Source organism: Pseudomonas sp. GW821-FHT03C07 (assembly GCF_059420925.1).
Map to the genome: position 1 here is coordinate 13723 of NZ_JBWKUQ010000019.1, position 24245 is coordinate 37967.

The following is a 24245-nucleotide window of genomic DNA, read 5'->3' on the forward strand; positions in this document are numbered from 1 at the left end:
TATATCGATCCGGCCCCCCGCAAAGTGGGGCCGGGCGCACAACTTGTCGCAAAAAGTTACTCCAGTGCTTTCCAGATGTCCGTGGCGTACTCACGAATCGTCCGGTCCGAGGAGAACCAGCCCATTCGCGCGCTGTTAAGTACGGCAGAACGCCACCATTCCTTGGAGTCGTGCCAATGGGCTTCGACCCGGGTCTGGGCGTCCCAGTAGGAGTCGAAATCGGCGCAGACCAGGAAGCGGTCATAGTCGATCAGCGAATCCACCAGCCCGACATAGCGTGCCGGATCATCCGGTGAAAACACTCCGCCACGAATGGCTTGCAGCACATCGTTGAGTCGATGCGAGGCCGCCACATCCGCCGCCGCGCTGAACTCGCCATTATGTTTGCGCGACTCCACCTGCTGGGCGCTGAGACCGAAGATGAACATGTGTTCTTCGCCGATCCGCTCGCACATCTCGACGTTGGCCCCGTCCATGGTGCCGATGGTCAGCGCGCCATTGAGGCCGAACTTCATGTTGCTGGTGCCCGAGGCCTCGAAGCCCGCGGTGGAAATCTGCTCCGACAGGTCCGCCGCCGGGATGATGCTTTCCGCCAGGCTGACGTTGTAGTTGGGCAGGAACACCACCTTGAGCAGACCGCGCACGGTCGGGTCGTGGTTGACCGTGCGGGCGATGTCGTTGGCCAGCTTGATGATCAGCTTGGCCTGGTGGTAACTGGCCGCCGCCTTGCCGGCGAAGATCTTCACCCGCGGTACCCAGTCGATTTCCGGCTCGGCCCGGATCGCCTGGTACAGGGCCACGGTGTGCAGCAGGTTGAGCAACTGGCGCTTGTACTCGTGGATGCGCTTGACCTGCACGTCGAACATCGCCGCCGGATTGATCGCAATCCCCAGGCGCTCATGAATCAGCGCCGCCAGGGCCCGCTTGCTGTGCAGGCGCTGTTCGGCGAACTGCTTGCGAAAGCCGGCCTTCTCGGCAAAGGGCTCCAGGCCCAGCAGCAACGCCTCGGGGTTGTCGAGCAGCTCCGGGCCCACGGCGTCGACCATCATGGCGGTGAGTTTCGGGTTGGCCTGGTAGAGCCAGCGGCGGAAGGTGATGCCGTTGGTCTTGTTGTTGATCCGCTCCGGGTAGAGTTTGTGCAGTTCGGAGAACACCGTGCTGCGCATCAATTGGGTGTGCAGCCCGGAAACGCCATTGACGCTATGGGAACCGAGGAATGCCAGATTGCCCATGCGCACCCGTCGACCGTTGTCCTCCTCGATCAGCGAGACCGCGCGCAGCACGTCGAAATCGTGGATGCCCTTGGCCCGCAGCGAATCGATGTGCTGGGCGTTGATCAGGTAGATGATCTGCATATGCCGCGGCAGCATGCGCTCCATCAGGCCCACCGGCCAGGTTTCCAGGGCTTCGGGGAGCAAGGTGTGGTTGGTGTAGGAAAGCGTTTCGACGGTGACCTGCCAAGCCGCGTCCCAGGCGATATCGTGCAGGTCGACCAGTTGGCGCATCAACTCGGCCACGGCAATCGAGGGGTGCGTATCGTTGAGCTGGATCGCCGCGTGCTCGCCGAGGCTGAGCACCGAGTCGTGCATGTTCTTGTGCCGACGCAGCAGGTCCTGCAACGACGCGGAGACAAAGAAGTACTCCTGGCGCAGTCGCAGCTCCTGGCCGGCCTCGGTACTGTCGGCCGGGTAGAGAACCCGGGAAATACTCTCGGCTCGCGCCACCTCGGCCACCGCGCCGAGGTGGTCGCCGGCGTTGAAGCGCTCCAGGTGCAGCTCTTCGGTCGCCCGCGCGCGCCACAGCCGCAGGGTGTTCACACTGGCCCCGCGCCAACCCACCACGGGTGTGTCATAGGCCACCGCCCGCACGGTTTCCGAGGGCGTCCAGACCTGGCAGGTCGCACCGTTTTCGTCGGTGACGGTCTGCACCTGGCCGCCGAAACCCACGGGATAGATCACTTCGGCGCGCTCGAACTCCCAGGGGTTGCCGAAATCCAGCCAGTTCTCGGTCTGCTCCTGCTGCCAGCCATCGACGATGGCCTGGCGGAACAAGCCGTGCTCGTAGCGGATGCCATAGCCATGGCCGGCGATGCCAAGGGTCGACATGCTTTCCATGAAACACGCCGCCAGGCGCCCCAGGCCACCGTTGCCAAGCGCCGCATCGGGCTCCAGCAGGCGAATCCGCTCCAGGTCCACGCCGAGCTCCACCAGCGCCTCACGAACGATCTCCAGCAAGCCGAGGTTGCTCAGGCTGTCGTACAGCAACCGTCCGATCAGAAATTCCAGAGAAAGGTAATACACCCGCTTCTGGCCCTTGCGGTAGATATGCCGGGTGTGGTCCATCCAGCGCTCGACCATATGGTCGCGGGCGGCCAAGGCAATGGCCTCGAACCAGTCATGATCAAACGCGTGGTCCGGGTCCTTGCCCACCGCGTATGTAAGTTTGGCGAGGACAGCGTCGCGAAAAGCGGCGACCTCGGCTTCACGGACAAGCGGTTCCTGAGACATCGATACAACCTCTAGCGAGATGGACGATTTGAAAGACAAGTTTTCTGAGCCTAGACCGTTCGACACGGGGCGACGGCGCAGGTTCGGCGTTTTTTACCGATGGCCTCGGGAAAACCCGAAGAAGCGGTTCTGCCCCAAAAGCATGCAGTCCGGTGGAAATCTCCCTGCAAAGACGCATTTGTACGAAAAACCGTCAAAAGGTTGTTCACAAATCCACCAGCCCCGGTATCATCGCGCGCCCTGATACACCCTGGACAACAGCCGGATGAAACCTACCCTGATCGCCGCCGCGGAACTCGACCGCCTCGAAACCTGGCAGAAGTACTCCAGCCATATGTGCGGAGGCTGCATGTCCAGTTGCTGCACCTTGCCGGTGGAAGTCAAGATCAAGGACCTGATCCGCATCGGCATCGTCGACGAATTCGAGCGTGGCGACCCGCCGAAGAACATCGCCAAGCGCCTGCAGAAGGAAGGGATCGTCGAACGCTACAACCAGAAGTCCGAGATCTTCACCTTGCAGCGCATGAGCAACAACGATTGCCTGTACCTGGATCGCAAGTCAAGGCTGTGCACCATTTACGAAAAACGTCCGGACACCTGCCGAAACCATCCAAAAATCGGGCCACGCCCTGGCTATTGCGCCTACAAGCCCAAGACCCCGGAACGCCCGGCGCCGGACAAGATGCTGTACAACTTCTGATCAACACCCCTTGAAACACCAGCCCTGTGGGAGCGGAGCTTGCCCGCGAAGGGGCCTTCGAAGCCCCCAGAAGCTTCGCGGGCAAGCTCCGCTCCCACAAGAGCATCGCCCCCCTGACAAGGTGTGCGACGCCCCATAAGCCAGACAAACAAAAACGCCCCCGACCTTGCGGTCGGGGGCGTTTTTTTTGCCAGCTAACTAAATGACTTAGTTACCGGACTTCTTGGCAGCGCGGGTACGCTCGCTTTCGCCCAGGATCTTCTTGCGAAGACGGATGGACTTAGGCGTGACTTCACACAGTTCGTCTTCTTGCACGAACTCCAGAGCCTGCTCCAGGGTGAAGCGGATAGGCGGAACCAGAGCGATGGTTTCGTCTTTACCCGAAGCACGCATGTTGTCGAGCTTCTTGCCTTTGGTTGGGTTGACGCCCAGGTCGTTGTCGCGGCTGTTGATACCGACGATTTGACCTTCGTACACGTCTTCACCGTGACCCAGGAACAGTTTGCCGCGCGCTTGCAGGGTTTCCAGCGAGTAAGTCAGAGCCTTACCGGTAGCCACCGAAACCAGCACGCCGTTCTGACGGCCGGACATGTCGCCGGACTTCATCACGTCGTAACGGTCGAAGATCGAGGTCAGGATGCCCGCACCGGAGGTCAGGGTCAGGAACTCGTTACGGAAACCGATCAGGCCACGAGCCGGGATGTTGTACTCAAGGCGCACACGGCCCTTGCCATCCGGAACCATGTTGGTCAGGTCGCCTTTACGGATACCGATCTGTTCCATGATCGAACCCTGGGATTCTTCCGGCAGGTCGATGGTCACGTTTTCGTACGGTTCGTGCTTGACGCCGTCAACCAGGCGGATGATCACTTCCGGACGACCGACACCCATTTCGAAGCCTTCGCGACGCATGGTTTCGATCAGTACCGAGAGGTGCAGCTCACCACGGCCGGAGACTTTGAACTTGTCGGCGGTATCGCCTTCTTCAACGCGCAGGGCAACGTTGTAGAGCAGTTCCTTGTCCAGACGTTCCTTGATGTTACGGCTGGTGACGAACTTGCCTTCACGACCGCAGAACGGCGAGTCGTTAACCTGGAAGGTCATGGAAACGGTAGGTTCGTCAACGGTCAGCGGCTTCATCGCTTCGACGTTCAGTGGGTCGCACAGCGTGTCGGAGATGAACAGCTGGTCGAAGCCGCTGATGCAGACGATGTCGCCGGCAGCTGCTTCTTCAACGTCGATACGGTGCAGACCGTGGTGACCCATCAGCTTGAGGATACGACCGTTACGCTTCTTGCCGTCAACGTCGATAGCCACAACTTGAGTGTTCGGCTTGACGCGACCGCGGGCGATACGGCCAACGCCGATAACACCCAGGAAGCTGTTGTAGTCCAGTGCCGAGATTTGCATCTGGAACGGGCCGTCACGGTCAACTTGTGGCGCTGGAACGTGGTCAACGATGGCCTGGTACAGCGGGGTCATGTCTTCCGCCATGGCGGTGTGTTCCAGACCGGCAATACCGTTCAGGGCCGAGGCGTAGACGACTTTGAAGTCCAGCTGTTCTTCGGTGGCGCCGAGGTTGTCGAACAGGTCGAAGATCTGGTCCAGAACCCAGTCCGGACGCGCGCCTGGACGGTCGACCTTGTTGATCACCACGATTGGACGCAGGCCGGCTTCGAAGGCCTTCTTGGTCACGAAACGGGTTTGCGGCATAGGGCCGTCTTGAGCGTCAACCAGCAGCAGAACGGAGTCAACCATCGACATTACACGTTCAACTTCGCCGCCGAAGTCGGCGTGGCCCGGGGTGTCCACGATGTTGATGTGGTAGCCGTTCCAGTTGATGGCGGTGTTTTTCGCCAGAATGGTAATACCGCGCTCTTTCTCCTGGTCGTTGGAGTCCATCACGCGCTCGTCGTTGAGCTCGTTGCGCTCCAGGGTGCCGGATTGACGCAAGAGTTTGTCTACCAGGGTGGTCTTACCATGGTCAACGTGAGCAATGATGGCGATGTTGCGTAGATTTTCGATCACTTGTGTATCTCGATCAGAGGATTCGGTGTGCTGACAAGTCTTGGCAGCGATTTACAGCAGAGTCCGGCAAGGCCGTTACAGCTTGACGGCGGCGTCGGGGGGCCGGTGACGCAAGCCACAGGCAAACAGCCCCGGGCACTTAGCTCGGTCGATAAACGCGCACATTGGCATGCCCCTCACTGAGCAAATGGTGGGCATGCAGGCGACTCATCACGCCTTTGTCGCAATACAACAGGTACTGGCGAGTAGGGTCCAGTTCCTTGAAACGAGCGTTCACTGCATAAAACGGCATCGCTTGTACCTCGATGCCAGCGATCTCCAGCGGGTCTTCGTCCTGGGCATCCGGGTGACGGATGTCGATCACGATATGACCAGCCAGCGCTTCGCTGACTTCTTCGATCTGCAAATCCTGGCCCAGTTCGTCGATGACCCGATCGATTGGCACCAGTTTGGCCCGCTCGAGCGCCCGCTCGAGAATCGCCATGTCGAACTGTTGTTCTTCGTACTCCACGCGGTTGCGCTTGGCGTGGGTCTTGGGGTTCACCGAAATGACCCCGCAATATTCCGGCATATGCTTGGCGAAATCCGCCGTGCCGATCTCACTCGCCAGGTTGATGATGTCCTGCTTGTGACTGGCGATCAGCGGGCGAATCACCAGCTTCTCGGTCACGCAGTCGATCACCGACAGGTTCGGCAGCGTCTGGCTGGAAACCTGGGAAATCGCTTCGCCGGTCACCAACGCACTGATATCCAGTCGATCAGCCATGACGGAAGCAGCGCGCAACATCATACGCTTCAATACTACGCCCATATGACTGTTATCGACTTTGCCGAGAATTTCTCCCAGCACTTCCTCGAATGGCACGCTGACAAACAGCACCCGCTGGGAGCTGCCGTACTTCTTCCAGAGGAAGTGGGCGACTTCCATCACTCCCAGCTCATGGGCGCGGCCACCGAGGTTGAAGAAGCAGAAGTGGCTCATCAGGCCGCGGCGCATCATCAGATAGGCGGCCACGGTGGAGTCGAAACCGCCGGACATCAGCACCAGCGTCTGCTCGATGGAACCCAGCGGGTAGCCGCCCAGGCCATTGTGCTGGCTGTGGATGACAAACAACCGTTGGTCGCGAATTTCCATTCGCACTTCGATTTCCGGCTCTTTGAGGGAGATTCCGGCGGCATTGCACTGTCGGCGCAACTGGCTGCCGACGTATTTCTCCACGTCCATGGAGGTGAAACCGTGCTTGCCGGCGCGCTTGCAGCGCACCGAAAAAATCTTCCCGGGCAGGGCCGCGCCGAAGTGCTGCTTGCACTTGGCGGTGATGTCGTCGAAGTCGCCCAACGGGTATTCGTCGACCTGCAGGAAATGCGCGATGCCCGGCATGCAACACAGGCGCTCGGTCAGCTCCAGCAAGGCCTTGGGCTCGCTCAGCGCGGTTTCCAGCTCGAGGTTGTCCCACACGCCGTTCACCACCACGGCCGGGTCCAGATCACGGAGCACGGTACGGATGTTCTTGGCCAACTGGCGGATGAAACGCATCCGGACAGGGCGGCTTTTAATGGTGATTTCGGGGAAGACTTTTACGATAAGTTTCATGAAAACAGCGCGCGAAGGGCCAGCCGAAAAAGGGGGGCGCGGATTATAGCGGAAATTGCTCAAGGTTTAACCAGTTATTGTGCGGACGGTTTTGCACGCACCAAAACAGGTCGTCATCAATTATTTTAGACTCATAATGGTGCAACAAACGCCCAGAAATTCTCCTATGCTCGCTGCAACGCTTGAGATTGGGGCAAAAAACCCATCGCGGGGCACTGGCATGCAATTTGCTCTCTTGTGAGGCAGGTTGCCTTGGCCGATATTCGCGCCGGCATCACCACTCTTTCCAGGGCTAACTCCACTACCCAGCCCGAAGCCACCCGGAGGACACCATGTCGAAGTCGGTTCAACTCATCAAAGATCATGACGTTAAATGGATTGATCTGCGCTTCACTGATACCAAAGGCACTCAGCACCACGTGACCATGCCGGCCCGTGATGCACTGGATGACGAATTCTTCGAAATCGGCAAAATGTTCGACGGCTCCTCCATCTCCGGCTGGAAAGGCATCGAAGCCTCCGACATGATCCTGATGCCGGATGACAACACCGCCGTACTCGACCCGTTCACCGAAGAGCCGACCCTGATCCTGGTCTGCGACGTGATCGAGCCTTCGACCATGCAGGGCTACGACCGCGACCCACGCGCGATCGCCCGTCGCGCCGAGGAATACCTGAAGTCGACCGGTATCGGCGACACTGCGTTCTTCGGTCCTGAGCCTGAGTTCTTCATCTTCGATTCGGTCAAGTTCAAGTCCGACATCTCCGGTTCCATGTTCAAGATCTTCTCCGAACAAGGTTCGTGGATGTCCGACCAGGACGTGGAAGGCGGCAACAAAGGCCACCGTCCAGGTATCAAAGGCGGCTACTTCCCGGTTCCACCGTTCGACCACGACCACGAAATCCGTACCTCCATGTGCAACGCACTGGAAGAGATGGGCCAGACCGTCGAAGTTCACCACCACGAAGTGGCGACTGCCGGCCAGAACGAAATCGGTGTGAAGTTCAACACCCTGGTCAACAAGGCTGACGAAGTCCAGACCCTGAAGTACTGCGTACACAACGTGGCGGATGCCTACGGCCGTACCGCGACCTTCATGCCAAAACCGCTGTACGGCGATAACGGCTCGGGTATGCACGTTCACATGTCCATCTCCAAAGATGGCAAGAACACCTTCGCTGGCGAAGGCTATGCCGGCCTGTCCGACACCGCCCTGTACTTCATCGGCGGCATCATCAAGCACGGCAAGGCCCTGAACGGCTTCACCAACCCGTCGACCAACTCCTACAAGCGTCTGGTCCCAGGTTTCGAAGCTCCAGTGATGCTGGCCTACTCGGCACGCAACCGTTCCGCCTCGATCCGCATTCCTTACGTCAACAGCCCTAAAGCTCGTCGTATCGAAGCACGCTTCCCGGATCCGGCTGCCAACCCTTACCTGGCCTTCGCCGCACTGATGATGGCCGGCCTGGACGGTATCCAGAACAAGATCCACCCTGGCGATGCAGCTGACAAAAACCTGTATGACCTGCCGCCTGAAGAGGCCAAGGAAATCCCACAGGTTTGCGGTAGCCTGAAAGAAGCCCTGGAAGAGCTGGACAAAGGTCGCGCGTTCCTGACCAAAGGCGGCGTATTCAGCGACGACTTCATCGATACCTACATCGAGCTGAAAAGCGAAGAAGAAATCAAGGTCCGCACCTTCGTACACCCACTGGAATACGAGCTGTACTACAGCTGCTGATCCAGTCACGCTCGCGCAAGCGACGTAACAAAAGGCCACCTTCGGGTGGCCTTTTTCATGGGCAAAAATCGAGATTTCTTGAAACGTTTCAAGGCTGGCAGGACGGTGCGGCACGGCGTTAACTTGGACTCCCGACCTCGTGACGGGAACCACAGGCATCGCGTGTAACGCGCGGTACAAGGACGTTAACCTGGAAACCAGCACATGATATCGATCTCGACACCCAAGCCACCAACCCCGCCCCTGCCCTCCGCTCAGGTGCTGCTGCGCAGCACGAGCTCCTGGGACGGCACACCTTACGAACGCTATCCCAAGGGGCCACCGGAACTGACCCTGCTGCAGGTCAATATCCCGGCCGACACTGAACTGGGCTGGCACATCCATCCGATTCCCAGCGCCGCCTACATCCTGTCGGGCGAAGTGTGGGTCGAGACCCGGGAAGGCGGCCATAACACGCTATTGAAACAGGGCGACACAATAGCGGCGCTGGTCAACATCCAGCATCGCGCCAAGACCGGTGCGGTTCCGGTGGACCTGCTGGTGTTCTATGCCGGCACCGAGGGCGTGCCGCTCTCGGAATCGGACCTCTGAGCCCTGTAGGAACTGGCTTGCCGGCGATGGCGTCCGCGAGGGTGATGCAAGGCTTGCCGGCCCCATCGCCGGCAAGCCAGCTCACAGGTTTTGTGGTGCTTTCAAGATCCCCCGCCGCGAATGGCATCCCGGGACACGTCGACATTTTTTCATGAAAAGAAGCTGGCGCCAGGCCGCGCTTGTGACGTTTACTCAAGGCCCTGTGCCCACCTTCCGGACGAAGCTCGCTCCATGCACCTGAAAAAACGCCTTGCCAGCCCGCTGCTGCTTATCCTTCTCAGCACCGGCGCCTGCGCCGCAACCCCGAACGCCACGCCAGCACCCGCGTCCCTGGCGCCCCTGCTCCAGGCCGTGAGCGAACGCCTGGAGATCGCCGATCAGGTCGCCCTGACCAAATGGGACAGCGGCAAACCGATCCAGGACAGCCAGCGCGAGCAGCAAGTCATCGCCAACGCCGCGCAACAGGCCGCCACCTACCAGCTCAACCCTGAAGACGTCAGCCAATTCCTCGCCGCCCAGATCGAAGCCAACAAGCTGGTGCAATACGCCCTGCTAGCCAAGTGGCACGCCGCAGGCAAGGCCCCGACCATCGCCCGGCCCGACCTGGTGAAGCAGATCCGCCCGGCCCTCGACCAACTGCAAGTCCGCCTGCTGCAACACTACGCTGCCTTCGCCGCCTCCCGGCAGGACCCGCAGTGCCCGACCTGGCTGGCCCAGGAGCGCCAGATCCTGAGCACCGACGAGATCCATGACCTGGCGTTGATTCGCGCCGTGGGCGAGTTGTGCCTCAGCGGGCGCTGAAGCCGTTGAAGGTTGTGCTCTATGCTGACACCCTGAAGCATCTGGGCGAGCTGTCACCGCCAGGACCATTATCGGGAGCGCCCATGGGTCGAAGCCTTCTCTTGCTGCTAGTGGCCGTCGCCTTGCCAGCCGCCGCACAGATCTACAAGTACACCGATGCCAACGGCAACACGGCCTATAGCAACCAGCCGCCCGACGGTGCCGCCGCGCAGACCGTGGAACTGCCGCCGCTCAACAGCGTGGGCCTGCAGCAGTCGAACACGCCGGCGATACCCACACCGGCGACCTCGGCGGCGAAACCGGCCAATACTGGCGCGGCCTACAGCACCCTGGAATTGACGGACATCCCGACCCAGGAAGCTCTGCGCGCCAATAACGGCACCTTTACCGTCGGCGTGAAGATGGAGCCGCGCCTGCAACGCCAGCATCTGCTGCGCCTGGTGCTCGACGGCGCGCCCTACGGCCAGCCGAGCAATGTGCCGCGCCTGCAACTGGTGAATATCGACCGCGGTGACCACACCCTCGGCGTCCAGGTTCTGGCGGGCGAACAGGTCGTGCAGCAAAGCGCCATCGTGCCTTTTACCGTCCAGCGGGTGCACAAGCCTTGAGCCACTCATGATTCGAGCTTTCATCCGCCTGCTGCCGCTGCTCATGACGCTTTGCGCCGGCTCGGCGCTGGCCGAGATCTATACCTACACCGACAGCCAGGGCAATCGGGTCTTCACCGACCAGCACCGTGCCGGCGCCAAAGCGGTGCCCCTGCCGCCGGTCAATCGCCTGTCGCTGACACCGACGGCCCCGCGACCTTCGCCAGCCACGCCGGAAAAGCCCAAGGCCCGGCCGATCTCCCATTACCAGATGCTACGTATCCTGGTGCCGGACCCCGATGCCACCATCCGTAGCACCGAAGGCAACCTGATTGTCAGCGTCACCAGCGAACCCGGGCTGATGCCCGGGCATACCTATCGCCTGCTGCTGGACGGCAAACCCACCGCGGCGCCCGGCCCCAGTCCGGTGTTTGCCTTGAACAACATCGACCGCGGCAGCCACCAGCTCGCGGTGGAGATCCTCGACGACCAGGGACGGATCGCCGAACGTACCGCCAACCAACCCTTCCAGATGGTCCGCATCTCGTTGGCGCAGAAACGCCAGGCCAACCCCTGCCAGCTCGCCGACTATGGCCAGCGGCCGGAATGCCCGCTGGCGGACAAGCCCGCAGAAGAAAGCAGCAGCATTTTTCCCTTCCTTTGAGCTGCGCCAACCAGGGCACCACATTGGTGCACTAAACTGCACACTCGCCCGAACCAAAACCCATTTTGGTTCGAAAGTACCCGCCGAACCTGGCAGAACGCCACTCAATCGCGCCTGAAACGCCCATTTCAGGCAATTCGCGCTTCTTTTCGGAGCCTTGGTTTGGTTTTTGCATTTTCCTTGTATCGGCGCCTTGTTCGCGCGCGCAAATCGGGACCGGCCCCGTTTGCCATGCTCCAAAAGAGGTCCCCATGACCATCAGCGACGCCTTGCACAGACTGTTACTCGACAACCTGACCACCGCTACCATCCTGCTCAACGCCGAATTGCGTCTGGAGTACATGAACCCGGCGGCGGAAATGCTCCTGGCCATCAGCGGCCAGCGCAGCCATGGCCAGTTCATCAGCGAACTGTTCACCGAGTCGGTCGAGGCCTTGAACTCCCTGCGCCAAGCCGTGGAACAGGCGCACCCGTTCACCAAGCGCGAAGCCATGCTCACGGCGCTGACCGGCCAGACCCTGACCGTCGACTACGCCGTGACCCCGATTCTCAGCCAGGGCGAGACCCTCCTGCTGCTGGAAGTGCACCCGCGTGACCGCCTGTTGCGGATCACCAAGGAAGAGGCGCAGCTGTCCAAGCAGGAAACCACCAAGATGCTGGTGCGCGGCCTGGCCCACGAAATCAAGAACCCCCTGGGCGGGATTCGCGGCGCCGCGCAGTTGCTGGCCCGCGAGCTGCCGGAAGAAAGTCTGAAGGACTACACCAACGTCATCATCGAAGAGGCCGATCGCCTGCGCAATCTGGTGGACCGCATGCTCGGCTCGAACAAGTTGCCGTCCCTGGCGATGACCAATGTCCACGAAGTGCTGGAACACGTCAGCAGCCTGGTGGAAGCCGAAAGCCAAGGCTGCATCAATCTGGTGCGCGACTATGACCCGAGTATTCCCGATGTGCTGATCGATCGTGAACAGATGATCCAGGCCGTACTCAACATCGTGCGCAACGCCATGCAGGCCATCAGCAGCCAGAACGAGCTGCGCCTGGGCCGCATCAGCCTGCGCACCCGGGCAATCCGCCAGTTCACCATCGGCCATGTGCGCCATCGCCTGGTGACCAAGATCGAGATCATCGACAACGGCCCGGGGATTCCCGCCGAGCTGCAGGAAACCATCTTCTATCCCATGGTCAGCGGCCGCCCGGACGGTACCGGGCTAGGCCTGGCCATTACCCAGAACATCATCAGCCAGCACCAGGGCCTGATCGAGTGTGAGAGCCACCCCGGCCACACCACGTTCTCGATCTTTCTGCCACTGGAACAAGGAGCCACATCGACATGAGCCGTAGTGAAACCGTGTGGATCGTCGATGACGACCGTTCTATCCGATGGGTCCTGGAAAAAGCCCTGCAACAGGAAGGGATGACCACCCAGAGCTTCGACAGTGCCGATGGCGTAATGAGCCGCCTGGTCCGTCAGCAGCCGGATGTGATCATCTCCGACATCCGCATGCCCGGCGCCAGTGGCCTGGACCTGTTGGCGCGGATTCGCGAGCAGCACCCGCGCCTGCCGGTGATTATCATGACCGCCCATTCCGACCTCGACAGCGCGGTGGCGTCCTACCAGGGCGGCGCGTTCGAATACCTGCCCAAGCCGTTCGACGTCGATGAAGCGGTGTCACTGGTCAAGCGCGCCAACCAGCATGCCCAGGAACAGCAAGGCATGGACGTGGCGCCGACCTTGACCCGGACCCCGGAAATCATCGGCGAAGCGCCGGCGATGCAGGAAGTGTTTCGCGCCATCGGGCGCCTCAGCCACTCCAACATCACGGTGTTGATCAATGGCGAATCCGGCACCGGCAAGGAACTGGTGGCCCATGCCCTGCACCGCCACAGTCCACGGGCGGCGCAACCGTTCATCGCCTTGAACATGGCGGCGATTCCCAAGGACCTGATGGAGTCCGAGCTGTTCGGCCATGAAAAAGGCGCCTTTACCGGCGCGGCCAACCTGCGGCGCGGGCGTTTCGAACAAGCCGATGGCGGCACCCTGTTCCTCGACGAGATCGGCGACATGCCGGCCGACACCCAGACCCGCCTGCTGCGGGTGCTGGCCGACGGCGAGTTCTACCGGGTCGGCGGGCATACGCCGGTCAAGGTCGACGTGCGCATCATCGCCGCGACCCACCAGAACCTGGAAACCCTGGTTCACGCCGGCAAATTCCGTGAAGACTTGTTCCATCGCCTCAATGTGATCCGCATCCATATCCCGCGGATGTCGGACCGTCGCGAAGACATCCCGACCCTGGCCAAGCACTTCCTCGCCCGCGCCGCCCAGGAGTTGTCGGTGGAGCCGAAGCTGCTGAAATCGGAAACCGAGGAATACCTGAAGAACCTGCCGTGGCCAGGCAACGTCCGTCAGCTGGAGAACACTTGCCGCTGGATCACCGTGATGGCGTCTGGGCGCGAGGTGCATATCAGCGACCTGCCACCGGAGCTGCTGAACCTGCCGCAGGATTCGGCGCCAGTGACCAACTGGGAGCAGGCGCTGCGCCAATGGGCCGACCAGGCACTGGCCCGCGGGCAATCCAGCCTGCTGGACAGCGCCGTGCCGAGTTTCGAGCGGATCATGATCGAGACGGCCCTCAAGCACACCGCCGGCCGCCGTCGCGACGCCGCCGTGCTGCTGGGCTGGGGTCGCAACACCTTGACTCGCAAGATCAAGGAGCTGGGCATGAAGGTCGATGGCGGCGATGAGGACGACAGCGACGAGGGTTGATCCGTCGCTTCAAACCAAACCCTCTACAGCCAGGCTGCAGAGGGTTTTTTATGCCCTGCATATAAGTGGCACTAACACGGACCACTGTAGGAGCTGGCTTGCCGGCGATGGCGTCCGCAAGATCGATGCAAGACTCACCGGCCTCATCGCCGGCAAGCCAGCTCCCACAATAGAGAGCTGTGCACCACGGCAATGCGCCTTGAACCGCTATCGAGCAGAGAATCAGGCCGCGCAAGCGTCATCCGCGTTTTCCCGCGCCAGCGGAAAGCCCCCGTATCCCGGGGCTTTCAGACACATCTTGAAAATTATCGAGACGAACATTGGCATCTTTTCAAAACCTGGCACGCGCCCTGCAACAACCCCAGTACAACCCAGTTTTGGGGACCCTGATACAGGCAGGTCAGGGACTCCCCTTCTTTACACCGGGACTCACACCGCGCACCGCGACGAGTCCCAAACGCTTCGGGGACCCCGGTACAGGCAGGCCGAGACTCCCCTTCTTTACACCGGGCTCATACCGCTCACCACGACGAGCCCAGACGTTTTCGGGAACCCTGGTACAGGCAGGCCGGGACTTCCCTTCTTTACACCGGGACTCACACCGCTCACAGCGACGAGTCCCAGACGCTTTCGGGGACCCTGATACAGGCAGGTCAGGACTCCCCTTCTTTACACCGGGACTCACACCGCTCACAGCGACGAGTCCCAAACGCTTTCGGGGACCCTGGTACAGGCAGGCCGGGACTTCCCTTCTTTACACCGGGACTCACACCGCTCACAGCGACGAGTCCCAAACGCTTTCGGGGACCCTGATACAGGCAGGTCAGGACTCCCCTTCTTTACACCGGGACTCACACCGTTCGCAGCGACGAGTCCCAAACGCTTTCGGGGACCCTGGTACAGGCAGGCCGGGACTCCCCTTCTTTACACCGGGCTCATACCGCTCACAGCGACGAGCCCAGACGTTTTTGGGAACCCTGGTACAGGCAGGCCAGGAATTCCCTCTTTAACACCCGGACTCATGGCGCCCAGCGCGACGAGCACGACAGCGGTTCCGGGAGCTTCGGTACAGGCAGGCCGGAGATTCCCTGTTTTATTCCTCCCGCAGATTGATCGCCAATCTCCAGCGGCCGTCCACCTTGGCCCCGGCCCACTCGCCGTGCAACGGACGCGCCGCCAGCAGCGTCAGCAACAACCCCTTGTCACTCAAGCGCACACGCCAGTTGGCGTCCTTGCCGGCCACCTGCAAGTGGCCGTTCTGCGCCTTACCCTCGGCATCGAACAGCAGCGCCACGGTACCGTCAACCTGCTCGCCATGTACCTTGGGCTCGGCGCTGAACCACAGCACCACCCCTTCGGGCACCACGTCGACCTGCTGCAACTCCAGGGGCTGGGGCGCGGTCAGGCGACCGATCATCATCCCGACCATCAAGCCGACAAGCGCCAGCGACCCCAGCACCCGCGGCAATAGCTTCGGTCGCGGGTCCTCTTCAGGGGTAGAATGCAGCTCATCTTTATCTTCGGAGCCGTGCATGTTTCACGTCATCCTCTTTCAACCAGAAATTCCGCCGAACACCGGCAACATTATCAGGCTGTGCGCCAACAGCGGCTGCCACCTGCATTTGATCGAGCCCATCGGTTTTGAAATGGACGACAAGCGCCTGCGCCGCGCCGGCCTCGACTACCACGAGTACGCCACGCTCAAGACCCACGCCGACCTCGCCAGTTGCCTGGAAAGCCTCGCTCACCCGCGCCTGTTCGCCTTCACCACCAAGGGCTCGCGGCTGTTCCACGATGCGCGCTTCGCCGAGGGTGATGCGTTTCTCTTCGGCCCGGAAAGCCGTGGCCTGCCAACCGAGGTGCTCGAGGCCCTGCCCGGCGAACAACGCCTGCGCCTGCCGATGCGCGAAGGCTGCCGCAGCCTGAACCTGTCCAACACCGTGGCGGTGGCAGTCTACGAAGGCTGGCGCCAGTTGGGCTTTGCCTGAAAACCAGGCGCCGCCTGAACAAAAAAAGCGCCGGACAGGCGCTTTTTTTCTGTGGGAGCCGGCTTGCCGGCGATAAGGCCCGTGAGGTTTGCATCGCCTGATCGGTCGCTATCGCCAGCAAGCTGGCTCCTACAAAGACTGTGCAATCCGCTTATTGAACGGTTTGCGCGCCTTCTTCCTGCAGACGCTGCAGCTCTTGCGCGTACAGGGCATCGAAGTTCACCGGGGCCAGCATCAACGCCGGGAACGAACCACGGGTCACCAGGCTGTCCAGGGTTTCGCGAGCGTACGGGAACAGGATGTTCGGGCAGAACGCACCCAGGGTGTGGCTCATGGAAGCCGCGTCGAGGTTCTTGATCAGGAAGATACCGGCCTGCTGCACTTCAGCGATGAAAGCCACTTCCTCACCGTTCTTCACGGTGACCGACAGGGTCAGTACCACTTCGTGGAAGTCGCCTTCCAGGGCTTTCTGACGGGTATTGAGGTCCAGGCCAACGCTCGGCTCCCACTGCTGGCGGAAGATCGCCGGGCTTTTCGGGGCTTCGAAGGACAGGTCGCGCACGTAGATACGCTGCAAGGAGAATTGCGGTTGGCTTTCTTCTTCGGTAGCAGCAGTGTTCTGTTGGTCAGTCATCGCAGCAGATCCTTCTTGATCTTCAGGGCTTTAAAGGGTTGGGGGAGTCAAGCTTCTAGCAACGCATCCAGCTTGCCGGCGCGCTCGAGGGCGAACAGGTCATCGCAGCCACCCACGTGCCGGTCGCCGATCCAGATTTGCGGCACGGAAGTACGCCCCGCTTTCTGGGCCATTTCAGCACGCACCTGCGGCTTGCCGTCGACCTTGATCTCGTCGAAGGCAACGTTCTTGCTGCCGAGCAACGACTTGGCCCGCATGCAGTAAGGGCAGTAATCACTGGAGTAGACGACGACCTGGCCCATATCACTTCACCAGCGGCAGATTGTCGGCTTTCCAGCTGGAAATACCGCCGGACAGCTTGGCGGCAATAAAACCGGACTTGAGCAGTTCGCGGGCGTGAGTCCCGGAGTGCTGGCCCTGGGCGTCGACCAGAATCAGGGTCTTGGCCTTGTGCTTTTCCAGTTCGCCGATGCGAGCCATCAGTTTGTCCTGGGGAATGTTCAGCGCACCGACGATGTGACCGGCGGCAAAATCCTTGCTCGGACGCAAATCGATGACCACGCCCTGCTCCTGGTTGACCAATGCAGTCAACTGGCCGGTGCTGAGGCTGGCGCCACCGCGGCTCATTTCATGGGCAATCAGCAAGGCCAGCAGGAGCACGAAGGCGCCGGCTAACAGATAGTGGCTAGTGGCAAATGCAATCAGGTGATCGACCATCAGGAGGTTCCAGGGCGTTAAAATGTGGGCCAGTATACACAGCCGTCAAGGTCGGCCAAACCCCGCCCGGCGGTGACGGCCTGTGAACTTGGCTTTAAACTGCGACTCTTTTTTCCATGTCCTTTCAATCCAGCCGCGAGAGCCATCCATGACTACCACGCCTAAACCTTTGGTCCTGATCATCCTGGATGGCTTCGGTCACAGTGAGAGCCATGACTACAACGCTGTCTATTCGGCGAAAAAGCCCGTATTGGACCGCCTCGTCGCCACCCAGCCCAACGGCCTGATCTCGGGTTCGGGCATGGATGTCGGCCTGCCGGACGGGCAGATGGGCAACTCCGAAGTCGGCCACATGAACCTCGGCGCCGGCCGCGTGGTGTACCAGGACTTCACCCGCGTGACCAAGGCGATCCGCGACGGTGAGTTCTTCGACAACCCGACGATCGGCGCAGCAGTCGACAAGGCCGTGGCCGCAGGCAAGGCCGTGCACATCCTCGGCCTGCTGTCCGAGGGTGGCGTGCACAGCCACCAGGACCACCTGGTGGCCATGGCTGAACTGGCGTTCAAGCGCGGTGCCGAGAAAATCTACCTGCACGCCTTCCTCGACGGCCGCGACACCCCGCCGAAAAGCGCCCAGTCATCCATCGAACTGCTCGACGAAACCTTCCGCACCCTGGGCAAGGGCCGTATCGCCAGCCTGGTCGGGCGTTATTTCGCCATGGACCGCGACAACCGCTGGGACCGCGTGGCCCAGGCCTACAACCTGATCGTCGACGGTCAGGCCGAATTCCAGGCCGCCAGCGCCCAGGAAGGCCTGCTGGCCGCCTATGAACGTGGCGAGAGCGATGAATTCGTCAAGGCCACTAGCATTGGCGAGAAAGTCACGGTCGAAGACGGCGACGCCGTGGTGTTCATGAACTTCCGCGCCGACCGCGCCCGCGAACTGACCCGGGTGTTCGTCGAAGACGGCTTCAAGGACTTCGAACGCGCCCGCCAACCGAAGCTGGCCGGCTTCGTCATGCTCACCCAATACGCCGCCAGCATCCCCGCGCCATCGGCCTTCGCCCCGGGCAGCCTGGAAAACGTGCTGGGCGACTACCTGGCGAAAAACGGCAAGACCCAGCTGCGGATCGCCGAAACCGAGAAATACGCCCATGTGACCTTCTTCTTCTCCGGCGGTCGCGAGGAACCCTTCCCGGGCGAAGAACGTATCCTGATCCCGTCGCCGAAAGTCGCGACCTACGACCTGCAACCGGAAATGAGCGCGCCGGAAGTCACTGACCGCATCGTCGAGGCCATCGAACAGCAGCGCTACGACGTGATCGTGGTCAACTACGCCAACGGCGACATGGTCGGCCACAGCGGTGTATTCGATGCGGCCGTTAAAGCAGTGGAATGCTTGGATTTGTGTGTAGGACGTATCGTCGAGGCCCTGGACAAGGTCGGCGGCGAAGCACTGATCACCGCCGACCACGGCAACGTCGAACAAATGGAAGACGAATCCACCGGTCAGGCCCATACCGCCCACACCACCGAGCCGGTACCGTTCATCTATGTCGGCAAACGGCCGCTGAAGGTCCGTGAAGGTGGCGTGCTGGCGGATGTCGCCCCGACCATGCTCAAGCTTCTGGGGCTGAAACAGCCGCAGGAGATGACCGGCACGTCGATCCTGACTGACCTCTAAACACCGTAAATCAGGCCGGCCGCTGGCCTGCGGCCTACCTCTTTATCGGAAACGCCTGAAAGCAACCGCTTTTGGGCGTTTTTTTTGCAGCGCGCGGCGGGCATACTAGGGCGTCCCGTTCCCAGGTGTCGCCCGCCCCATGCTTCGCGCCCTTATCGCCCTAGCCCTGATCTGCCTGCTCCAACCGGCCTTTGCCGACGAGCGCGCGCAAACCCAGCAACAATTGGACGCCACGCGTCAGGATATCGTTGAGCTGAAAAAGCTCCTGGGCAAGTTGCAGGAAGAAAAATCCGGCGTGCAGAAAGAGCTACGCGGCACCGAAACCGAGATGGGCAAGCTGGAGAAGCAGGTCGACGCCCTGCAGAAAGAGCTGAAAAAGAGCGAAAGCGAACTGCAGCGGCTCGATGGAGAGAAAAAAAAACTCCAGAGCGCGCGGATTGAACAGCAACGACTGATCGCCATCCAGGCCCGCGCCGCCTACCAGGGCGGCCGCCAGGAGTACCTCAAGTTGTTGCTCAACCAGCAAAACCCGGAAAAATTCGCCCGCACCCTGACTTATTACGACTACCTGAGCCAGGCGCGCCTGGAGCAGTTGAAGAATTTCAACGAAACCCTGCGCCAACTGGCCAACGTCGAGAACGACATCAACCTGCAGCAAGCCCAGTTGCTGGTGCAGAAAAGCAGCCTGGACAGCCAGCGCGACGAACTGGACAAAGTCCGCAAGGAACGCCAGGCGGCCCTGGCCAAGCTCAATGACGACGTGAAGGTCCGCGACCAGAAGCTCGCCGCCCGCGAACAGGACCAGGCCGACCTGTCGAAAGTTCTCAAGACCATCGAAGAAACCCTGGCACGCCAGGCCCGCGAGGCGGAAGAAGCGCGTCAGAAAGCGCTGCTCGCCCAGCAGGAAGCCGAAAAAAAGCGCCAGCGTGAGGCTGCGCTCGCCAACGACGACAGCCCACGCCCTCCGCGTAAAACCACGCCTGGAGCCCTGGTCTCGAGCGCGGGAGAATCCTTCGGCGGCCCTTTTGCTTCAGCGCGCGGCAAACTTCCATGGCCGGTTGATGGTCGATTGCTTGCGCGCTTTGGTGAAACCCGTGGCGATGACGCCCGGACCAAGTGGGACGGGGTGATGATCAGCGCCGCCGCCGGTAGCCAGGTGCACGCCGTGCACGGTGGCCGCGTGGTGTTCGCCGATTGGTTGCGGGGCGCCGGTCTGCTGGTCATTCTGGACCACGGCAACGGTTACCTGAGCCTCTACGGGCACAACCAGACGCTGCTCAAGTCCGCGGGCGATGTGGTAAAAGCCGGTGAGTCGATCTCTACTGTAGGCAACAGTGGCGGTCAGGACGCACCCGCACTGTATTTCGCTATACGTCAGCAGGGTCACCCGAGTGATCCGGCCCAATGGTGCCGCGCCCAAGGATAGGCCCGCCTCTTAATCAGGAGTTCGTTCGACATGTTGCATTTGTCCCGCCTCACCTCGCTGGCCCTGACGATCGCACTGGTGATCGGTGCGCCCCACGCGTTCGCTGCGCAACCTGCCCAGCCCGCGCCGGCCGCCGCTCCGGCCGTCACCGCCAAGGCCCCGCTGCCGCTCGACGAGCTGCGCACCTTTGCCGAGGTCATGGACCGGATCAAGGCCGCCTATGTCGAACCGGTGGACGACAAGACCCTGCTGGAGAATGCCATCAAGGGCATGCTCAGCAACCTCGACCCGCACTCCGCCTACCTCGGGCCGGACGATTTCGCCCAGCTGCAGGAAGACACCAGCGGCGAATTCGGCGGCCTGGGTATCGAAGTCGGCATGGAAGACAACTTCGTCAAGGTGGTCTCGCCGATCGACGATACCCCGGCGTCCAAGGCCGGCGTGCAGGCCGGCGACCTGATCGTCAAGATCAACGGCCAGCCGACCCGCGGCCAGACCATGACCGAAGCCGTCGACAAGATGCGCGGCAAGGTCGGCCAGAAGATCACCCTGACCCTGGTGCGCGGCGGCGGTGCACCGTTCGATGTGACCCTGACCCGGGCGATCATCCGCACCAAGAGCGTGCGCAGCCAGATGCTGGAAAACGGCTACGGCTATATCCGCATCACCCAGTTCCAGGTCAAGACCGGCGAAGAGGTCTCCAAGGCCTTGACGGCCCTGCGCAAGGAAAACGGCAAGAAGCTCAACGGCATCGTCCTCGACCTGCGCAACAACCCCGGTGGCGTGTTGCAGGCCGCGGTGGAAGTGGTCGACCACTTCATCACCAAGGGCCTGATCGTCTACACCAAGGGCCGGATCGCCAACTCCGAACTGCGCTTCTCGGCCACCGGCCACGACGAAAGCGAAGCGGTGCCGATGGTGGTCCTGATCAACGGCGGCAGCGCCTCGGCTTCGGAAATCGTCGCCGGCGCCCTGCAGGACCAGAAACGCGCCGTGCTGATGGGTACCACCAGCTTCGGCAAGGGCTCGGTACAGACCGTGCTGCCGCTGAGCAATGATCGCGCGCTGAAGATCACCACCGCGCTGTACTACACCCCCAACGGTCGCTCGATCCAGGCCCAGGGCATCATCCCCGACGTCGAAGTGCGCCAGGCCAAGGTCACCGGCGCCCAGGACGACGACACCTTCAAGGAAGCCGATCTGCAGGGTCACCTGGGCAACGGCAACGGCGGCGCGGACAAGCCGAGCGTCAAGGCGACCAAGGCCAAGCCGCGCCTGCAGGATGACGACTACCAGTTGGGCCAGGCGCTGAGCCTGCTCAAGGGCCTGAGCGTGACGCGCGGCAACTGAGGTGCGCCGCTGGCTGCTGCTCCTGACCTGCTGTTGGATCGGCGTTGCCCAGGCAACGCCGGTCGAACCGCCGGTTCCCGCCAAAGCCTACCTCAGCCTGATTATCGATGACCTGGGGCAGAACTTGCCCCGGGACCGTCGGGTGCTGGCCCTGCCCGGGCCGGTCACCCCATCGATCATGCCCGACACCCCGCATGCCGCCGAACTGGCCCGCGAGGCCCATGCCGCCGGCAAGATCATCATGCTGCACATGCCCATGGACCCGGCCACCGGCCCTTTCGCCTGGCATCCCGAACTGCCCCTCGATGAATTGAAAACGCGCCTGGCCGCCGCCTTCAAGGCCGTGCCCTTTACCAGCGGGATCAACAATCACGAAGGCAGCCGCATGACCGCCGAACCAGTGGCCATGGCCTGGCTGATGGGCGAATTGCAGCGGCGCAACAAGTTTTTCGTCGACAGCCGCACCAGCGCCAAGACCGTCGCCGCGGCCGAAGCACAGAAGATCGGCCTGGCCAGCGTGTCGCGGGATGTATTCCTCGATAATGAACGCACCGAGCCGGCGATTACCGCGCAACTGGAAGAGGCGATCAGGCTGGCGCGCAAGCACGGCTCGGCGGTGGTGATCGGCCACCCGTACCCGCAGACCCTGGCGGTCCTCGAACGCGAGCTGCCCAAGCTCAAGGAGCAGGGCATCGACTGGATCGATATCAAATCGATGATCGCCCTACGCGGCAACCAGGCGAGCGAGGCCCACGGCAAGCAAGGCGTTTATCGCTGATATCTATCCATACACACCCGCTCCAACGGCGCCAGTAAGTTCAGGACTCACGAACTTGACTGAGCCGACATGAAACACACACAGAAAAATACCCTGTACCTCACGCTACTGTTCCTGCCCTTCAACCTCCACGCCCAGGTCGACACCCGCAGCGCACAAGGTATGGCGCCCCCCGGCCTCGTCAGCAACTTCGACGGCCGCTTCAAGCAATGGAGTGGCATCGGCCGGATCAAGAACCAGAGCCAGGCACTCTGCACCGCCAGCCTTCTCGACACTCGCACGCCAAACATCCGTGCCGATGCGCCCGCCTATATCGTCACCAGCAACCGCTGCCTGCACAAAGACAACCGTGAGGCCCAGAAAGACTTGCCCATTACGGGCACGGTCGCGTTCAACTACTTCGCCGACAGCATTGAGCAACTCCAACTCTATCGACTCAAAACCCTGGCCTGGAGCAGCAGCACCGGCATCGACCTGGCCATTATCGAGCTTGAAAAGCCCTTGGCCGAATTGCTCGCCGAGGGTATCGAGCCGCTGAAACTGGCTGCCGTCGAACCTCGTCCACGGAGCGATATATTGGCGCTTGGCGTACCCGAATGGGCGACGCTGCAGGTGTCCGCCTGCACACACCTGGCCAGCGTGGAGATCCTCGAACAGCCCTGGGTCTGGCGCTCGACCATGAAAAACCGTTGCCGCGGCATCACCGCGGGCAGCTTCGGCGGCCCTTTGCTGAACAGGGCGACCGGCGAACTGTTCGGCATTATCGCCACCACCACCCATGACACGCGCGAAGAGAAACAGTGCCTGGAGGGATCACCTTGCGAGATCACCAAAGGACAACCCGACTGGCAACCCGGCACCAACTACGGAAGCTCACTGGTCTTTCTGAACCACTGCTTTGCCGATGGCCGCCTGACGGCCGACCGGCAAAAGTGCGACCTGTATCCGACTACCTCGATCAGCTTTGAAAACCCACAGCCGATCCAGCAGTACTTTGTCGCGCGCCCCAACGGCAATAGCGACATTATCCCCAACTGGAAAGCCCCGCTCACCCTCAGTACGCCTTTCTACCGGTTCAAGACCGCGCGCCGGGCGACCGATTGCGAAGACCCGACAGGCTATGGCCCCACCACACCCAGTAACAACGCCACGATCGACCTGCCCATCGGCCCGCAAACCGGTATCCAGATGCTCTGCATCCTGGGGACGGAAACCCAAACGCAGCAACATACCCCGGCGCAGATGAAAGGAGCCCTGACCCTGGCCGTCGAACTGGCGGAGCCGGGACCGGCGAGATCGCCAGACATGAGCATCGCCCTGGACAGAACACTGCTGGGAACCTACGCAGTGACCTGGCAGCACTACCCACCGTTTTATGCCCGCTATGAATACAAGTACGGGCCCGCCCACTCGACTGACTGCAACAGCGACACCGGCTTCCAGGAAATTCCTCCGCCGCTGGAAGCGGAAGAAGAAGATATCTTGCTGCCCACCGACCCTAACGTTCCGCCCATCATCGAAATAGCAACGAAGACGATCAAAGTCCGCATCGACGAACTGCCCAACGGGCAATACAAGGAGCTGTTCTCGGTGTACCGGGAGCCGATCAAGCTGTGCACACGCTCCTACGACCAGGCCAACCAAGTCTCGCCGGTCAGGACCGATATCCTCAGGCCGCGCTGATCGT

21 protein-coding genes are annotated in these 24245 nt (G+C 61.4%); 14 read left to right on the plus strand and 7 right to left on the minus strand.

Annotated elements, in window-relative coordinates; genetic code table 11:
- Positions 1–56 precede the first annotated feature (56 nt).
- Positions 57–2507: a glycogen/starch/alpha-glucan phosphorylase gene (locus tag AC07VG_RS26855; RefSeq protein WP_495004747.1), complete on the minus strand. Its 2451-nt coding sequence runs from the start codon at positions 2505–2507 to the stop codon at positions 57–59.
- A gap of 265 nt (positions 2508–2772) precedes the next feature.
- Here AC07VG_RS26855 and AC07VG_RS26860 point away from each other — a divergent pair, with 265 nt between their 5' ends.
- Positions 2773–3207: a YkgJ family cysteine cluster protein gene (locus AC07VG_RS26860; protein WP_248798095.1), complete on the plus strand. Its 435-nt coding sequence runs from the start codon at positions 2773–2775 to the stop codon at positions 3205–3207.
- A 207-nt stretch (positions 3208–3414) separates the two neighbouring features.
- Here AC07VG_RS26860 and typA read toward each other — a convergent pair whose 3' ends face one another.
- Both typA and thiI read right to left on the minus strand, forming a co-directional pair.
- Complete coding sequence (gene typA / locus AC07VG_RS26865; protein WP_100940353.1) at positions 3415–5235, minus strand: translational GTPase TypA; 1821 nt, start codon at positions 5233–5235, stop codon at positions 3415–3417.
- A 139-nt stretch (positions 5236–5374) separates the two neighbouring features.
- Entirely contained in the window at positions 5375–6829 is a 1455-nt protein-coding gene (gene thiI, locus AC07VG_RS26870) for a tRNA uracil 4-sulfurtransferase ThiI (RefSeq protein ID WP_495004748.1), read from the minus strand.
- A 332-nt stretch (positions 6830–7161) separates the two neighbouring features.
- On the opposite strand from thiI, the gene glnA reads away from it, so the two are divergent.
- The 7 genes from glnA to ntrC all read left to right on the plus strand — a co-directional run bounded on the left by glnA (position 7162) and on the right by ntrC (position 13981).
- Positions 7162–8568 carry a type I glutamate--ammonia ligase gene (gene glnA / locus AC07VG_RS26875; protein WP_495004749.1) on the plus strand — a complete coding sequence of 469 codons (1407 nt, stop codon included), beginning with the start codon at positions 7162–7164 and terminating at the stop codon, positions 8566–8568.
- Positions 8569–8772: 204 nt separating this feature from the next.
- The gene (locus AC07VG_RS26880) at positions 8773–9159 is read left to right on the plus strand and encodes a cupin domain-containing protein (RefSeq protein ID WP_495004750.1); all 387 of its coding nucleotides are present in this window, start codon (positions 8773–8775) and stop codon (positions 9157–9159) included.
- Positions 9160–9390: 231 nt separating this feature from the next.
- A complete protein-coding gene (locus AC07VG_RS26885) occupies positions 9391–9960 on the plus strand; it encodes a chorismate mutase (protein WP_495022201.1) in 570 nt (189 codons plus the stop codon).
- Between the two features lie 83 nt (positions 9961–10043).
- On the plus strand, positions 10044–10568 hold the full coding sequence (locus AC07VG_RS26890; RefSeq protein ID WP_495004752.1) for a DUF4124 domain-containing protein: 525 nt from the start codon (positions 10044–10046) through the stop codon (positions 10566–10568).
- Between the two features lie 7 nt (positions 10569–10575).
- Positions 10576–11211, plus strand: a complete 636-nt coding sequence (locus AC07VG_RS26895; protein WP_495004753.1) for a DUF4124 domain-containing protein — start codon at positions 10576–10578, stop codon at positions 11209–11211.
- 251 nt (positions 11212–11462) lie between these two features.
- Positions 11463–12548: a nitrogen regulation protein NR(II) gene (gene glnL / locus AC07VG_RS26900; protein WP_121136023.1), complete on the plus strand. Its 1086-nt coding sequence runs from the start codon at positions 11463–11465 to the stop codon at positions 12546–12548.
- Positions 12545–13981: a nitrogen regulation protein NR(I) gene (ntrC, locus tag AC07VG_RS26905; RefSeq protein ID WP_495004754.1), complete on the plus strand. Its 1437-nt coding sequence runs from the start codon at positions 12545–12547 to the stop codon at positions 13979–13981. Before glnL ends, ntrC begins: the two co-directional genes overlap by 4 nt.
- A 1093-nt stretch (positions 13982–15074) precedes the next feature.
- On the opposite strand, the gene AC07VG_RS26910 is transcribed toward ntrC, so the two are convergent.
- A complete protein-coding gene (locus AC07VG_RS26910) occupies positions 15075–15515 on the minus strand; it encodes a hypothetical protein (RefSeq protein WP_495003684.1) in 441 nt (146 codons plus the stop codon).
- Here AC07VG_RS26910 and AC07VG_RS26915 point away from each other — a divergent pair.
- Complete coding sequence (locus AC07VG_RS26915) at positions 15514–15969, plus strand: tRNA (cytidine(34)-2'-O)-methyltransferase (protein WP_495003685.1); 456 nt, start codon at positions 15514–15516, stop codon at positions 15967–15969. The two genes, AC07VG_RS26910 and AC07VG_RS26915, sit on opposite strands and share 2 nt — an antisense overlap.
- Positions 15970–16120: 151 nt before the next feature.
- Here the strand turns inward: AC07VG_RS26915 and secB are convergent, their stop codons facing one another.
- From secB to AC07VG_RS26930, 3 genes are read right to left on the minus strand one after another with little or no spacing between them, the layout of a single operon-like run.
- A complete protein-coding gene (secB, locus tag AC07VG_RS26920; protein ID WP_495003686.1) occupies positions 16121–16603 on the minus strand; it encodes a protein-export chaperone SecB in 483 nt (160 codons plus the stop codon).
- A gap of 47 nt (positions 16604–16650) precedes the next feature.
- Complete coding sequence (gene grxC, locus AC07VG_RS26925; protein WP_495003687.1) at positions 16651–16905, minus strand: glutaredoxin 3; 255 nt, start codon at positions 16903–16905, stop codon at positions 16651–16653.
- 1 nt (position 16906) lies between these two features.
- Positions 16907–17320 (minus strand): rhodanese-like domain-containing protein, encoded by a 414-nt coding sequence (locus tag AC07VG_RS26930; protein ID WP_495003688.1) that lies wholly within the window; start codon positions 17318–17320, stop codon positions 16907–16909.
- A 148-nt stretch (positions 17321–17468) separates the two neighbouring features.
- On the opposite strand from AC07VG_RS26930, the gene gpmI reads away from it, so the two are divergent.
- From gpmI to AC07VG_RS26955, 5 genes are all read left to right on the plus strand, one after another.
- On the plus strand, positions 17469–19004 hold the full coding sequence (gene gpmI / locus AC07VG_RS26935; RefSeq protein WP_495003689.1) for a 2,3-bisphosphoglycerate-independent phosphoglycerate mutase: 1536 nt from the start codon (positions 17469–17471) through the stop codon (positions 19002–19004).
- Between the two features lie 139 nt (positions 19005–19143).
- Complete coding sequence (locus AC07VG_RS26940; RefSeq protein ID WP_495003690.1) at positions 19144–20430, plus strand: murein hydrolase activator EnvC family protein; 1287 nt, start codon at positions 19144–19146, stop codon at positions 20428–20430.
- 30 nt (positions 20431–20460) lie between these two features.
- A complete protein-coding gene (locus AC07VG_RS26945) occupies positions 20461–21780 on the plus strand; it encodes a S41 family peptidase (RefSeq protein ID WP_495022202.1) in 1320 nt (439 codons plus the stop codon).
- Between the two features lies 1 nt (position 21781).
- Positions 21782–22558, plus strand: a complete 777-nt coding sequence (locus AC07VG_RS26950) for a divergent polysaccharide deacetylase family protein (protein WP_495022203.1) — start codon at positions 21782–21784, stop codon at positions 22556–22558.
- A 69-nt stretch (positions 22559–22627) separates the two neighbouring features.
- On the plus strand, positions 22628–24241 hold the full coding sequence (locus tag AC07VG_RS26955) for a trypsin-like peptidase domain-containing protein (RefSeq protein WP_495022204.1): 1614 nt from the start codon (positions 22628–22630) through the stop codon (positions 24239–24241).
- The last annotated feature ends 4 nt before the right edge of the window (positions 24242–24245 follow it).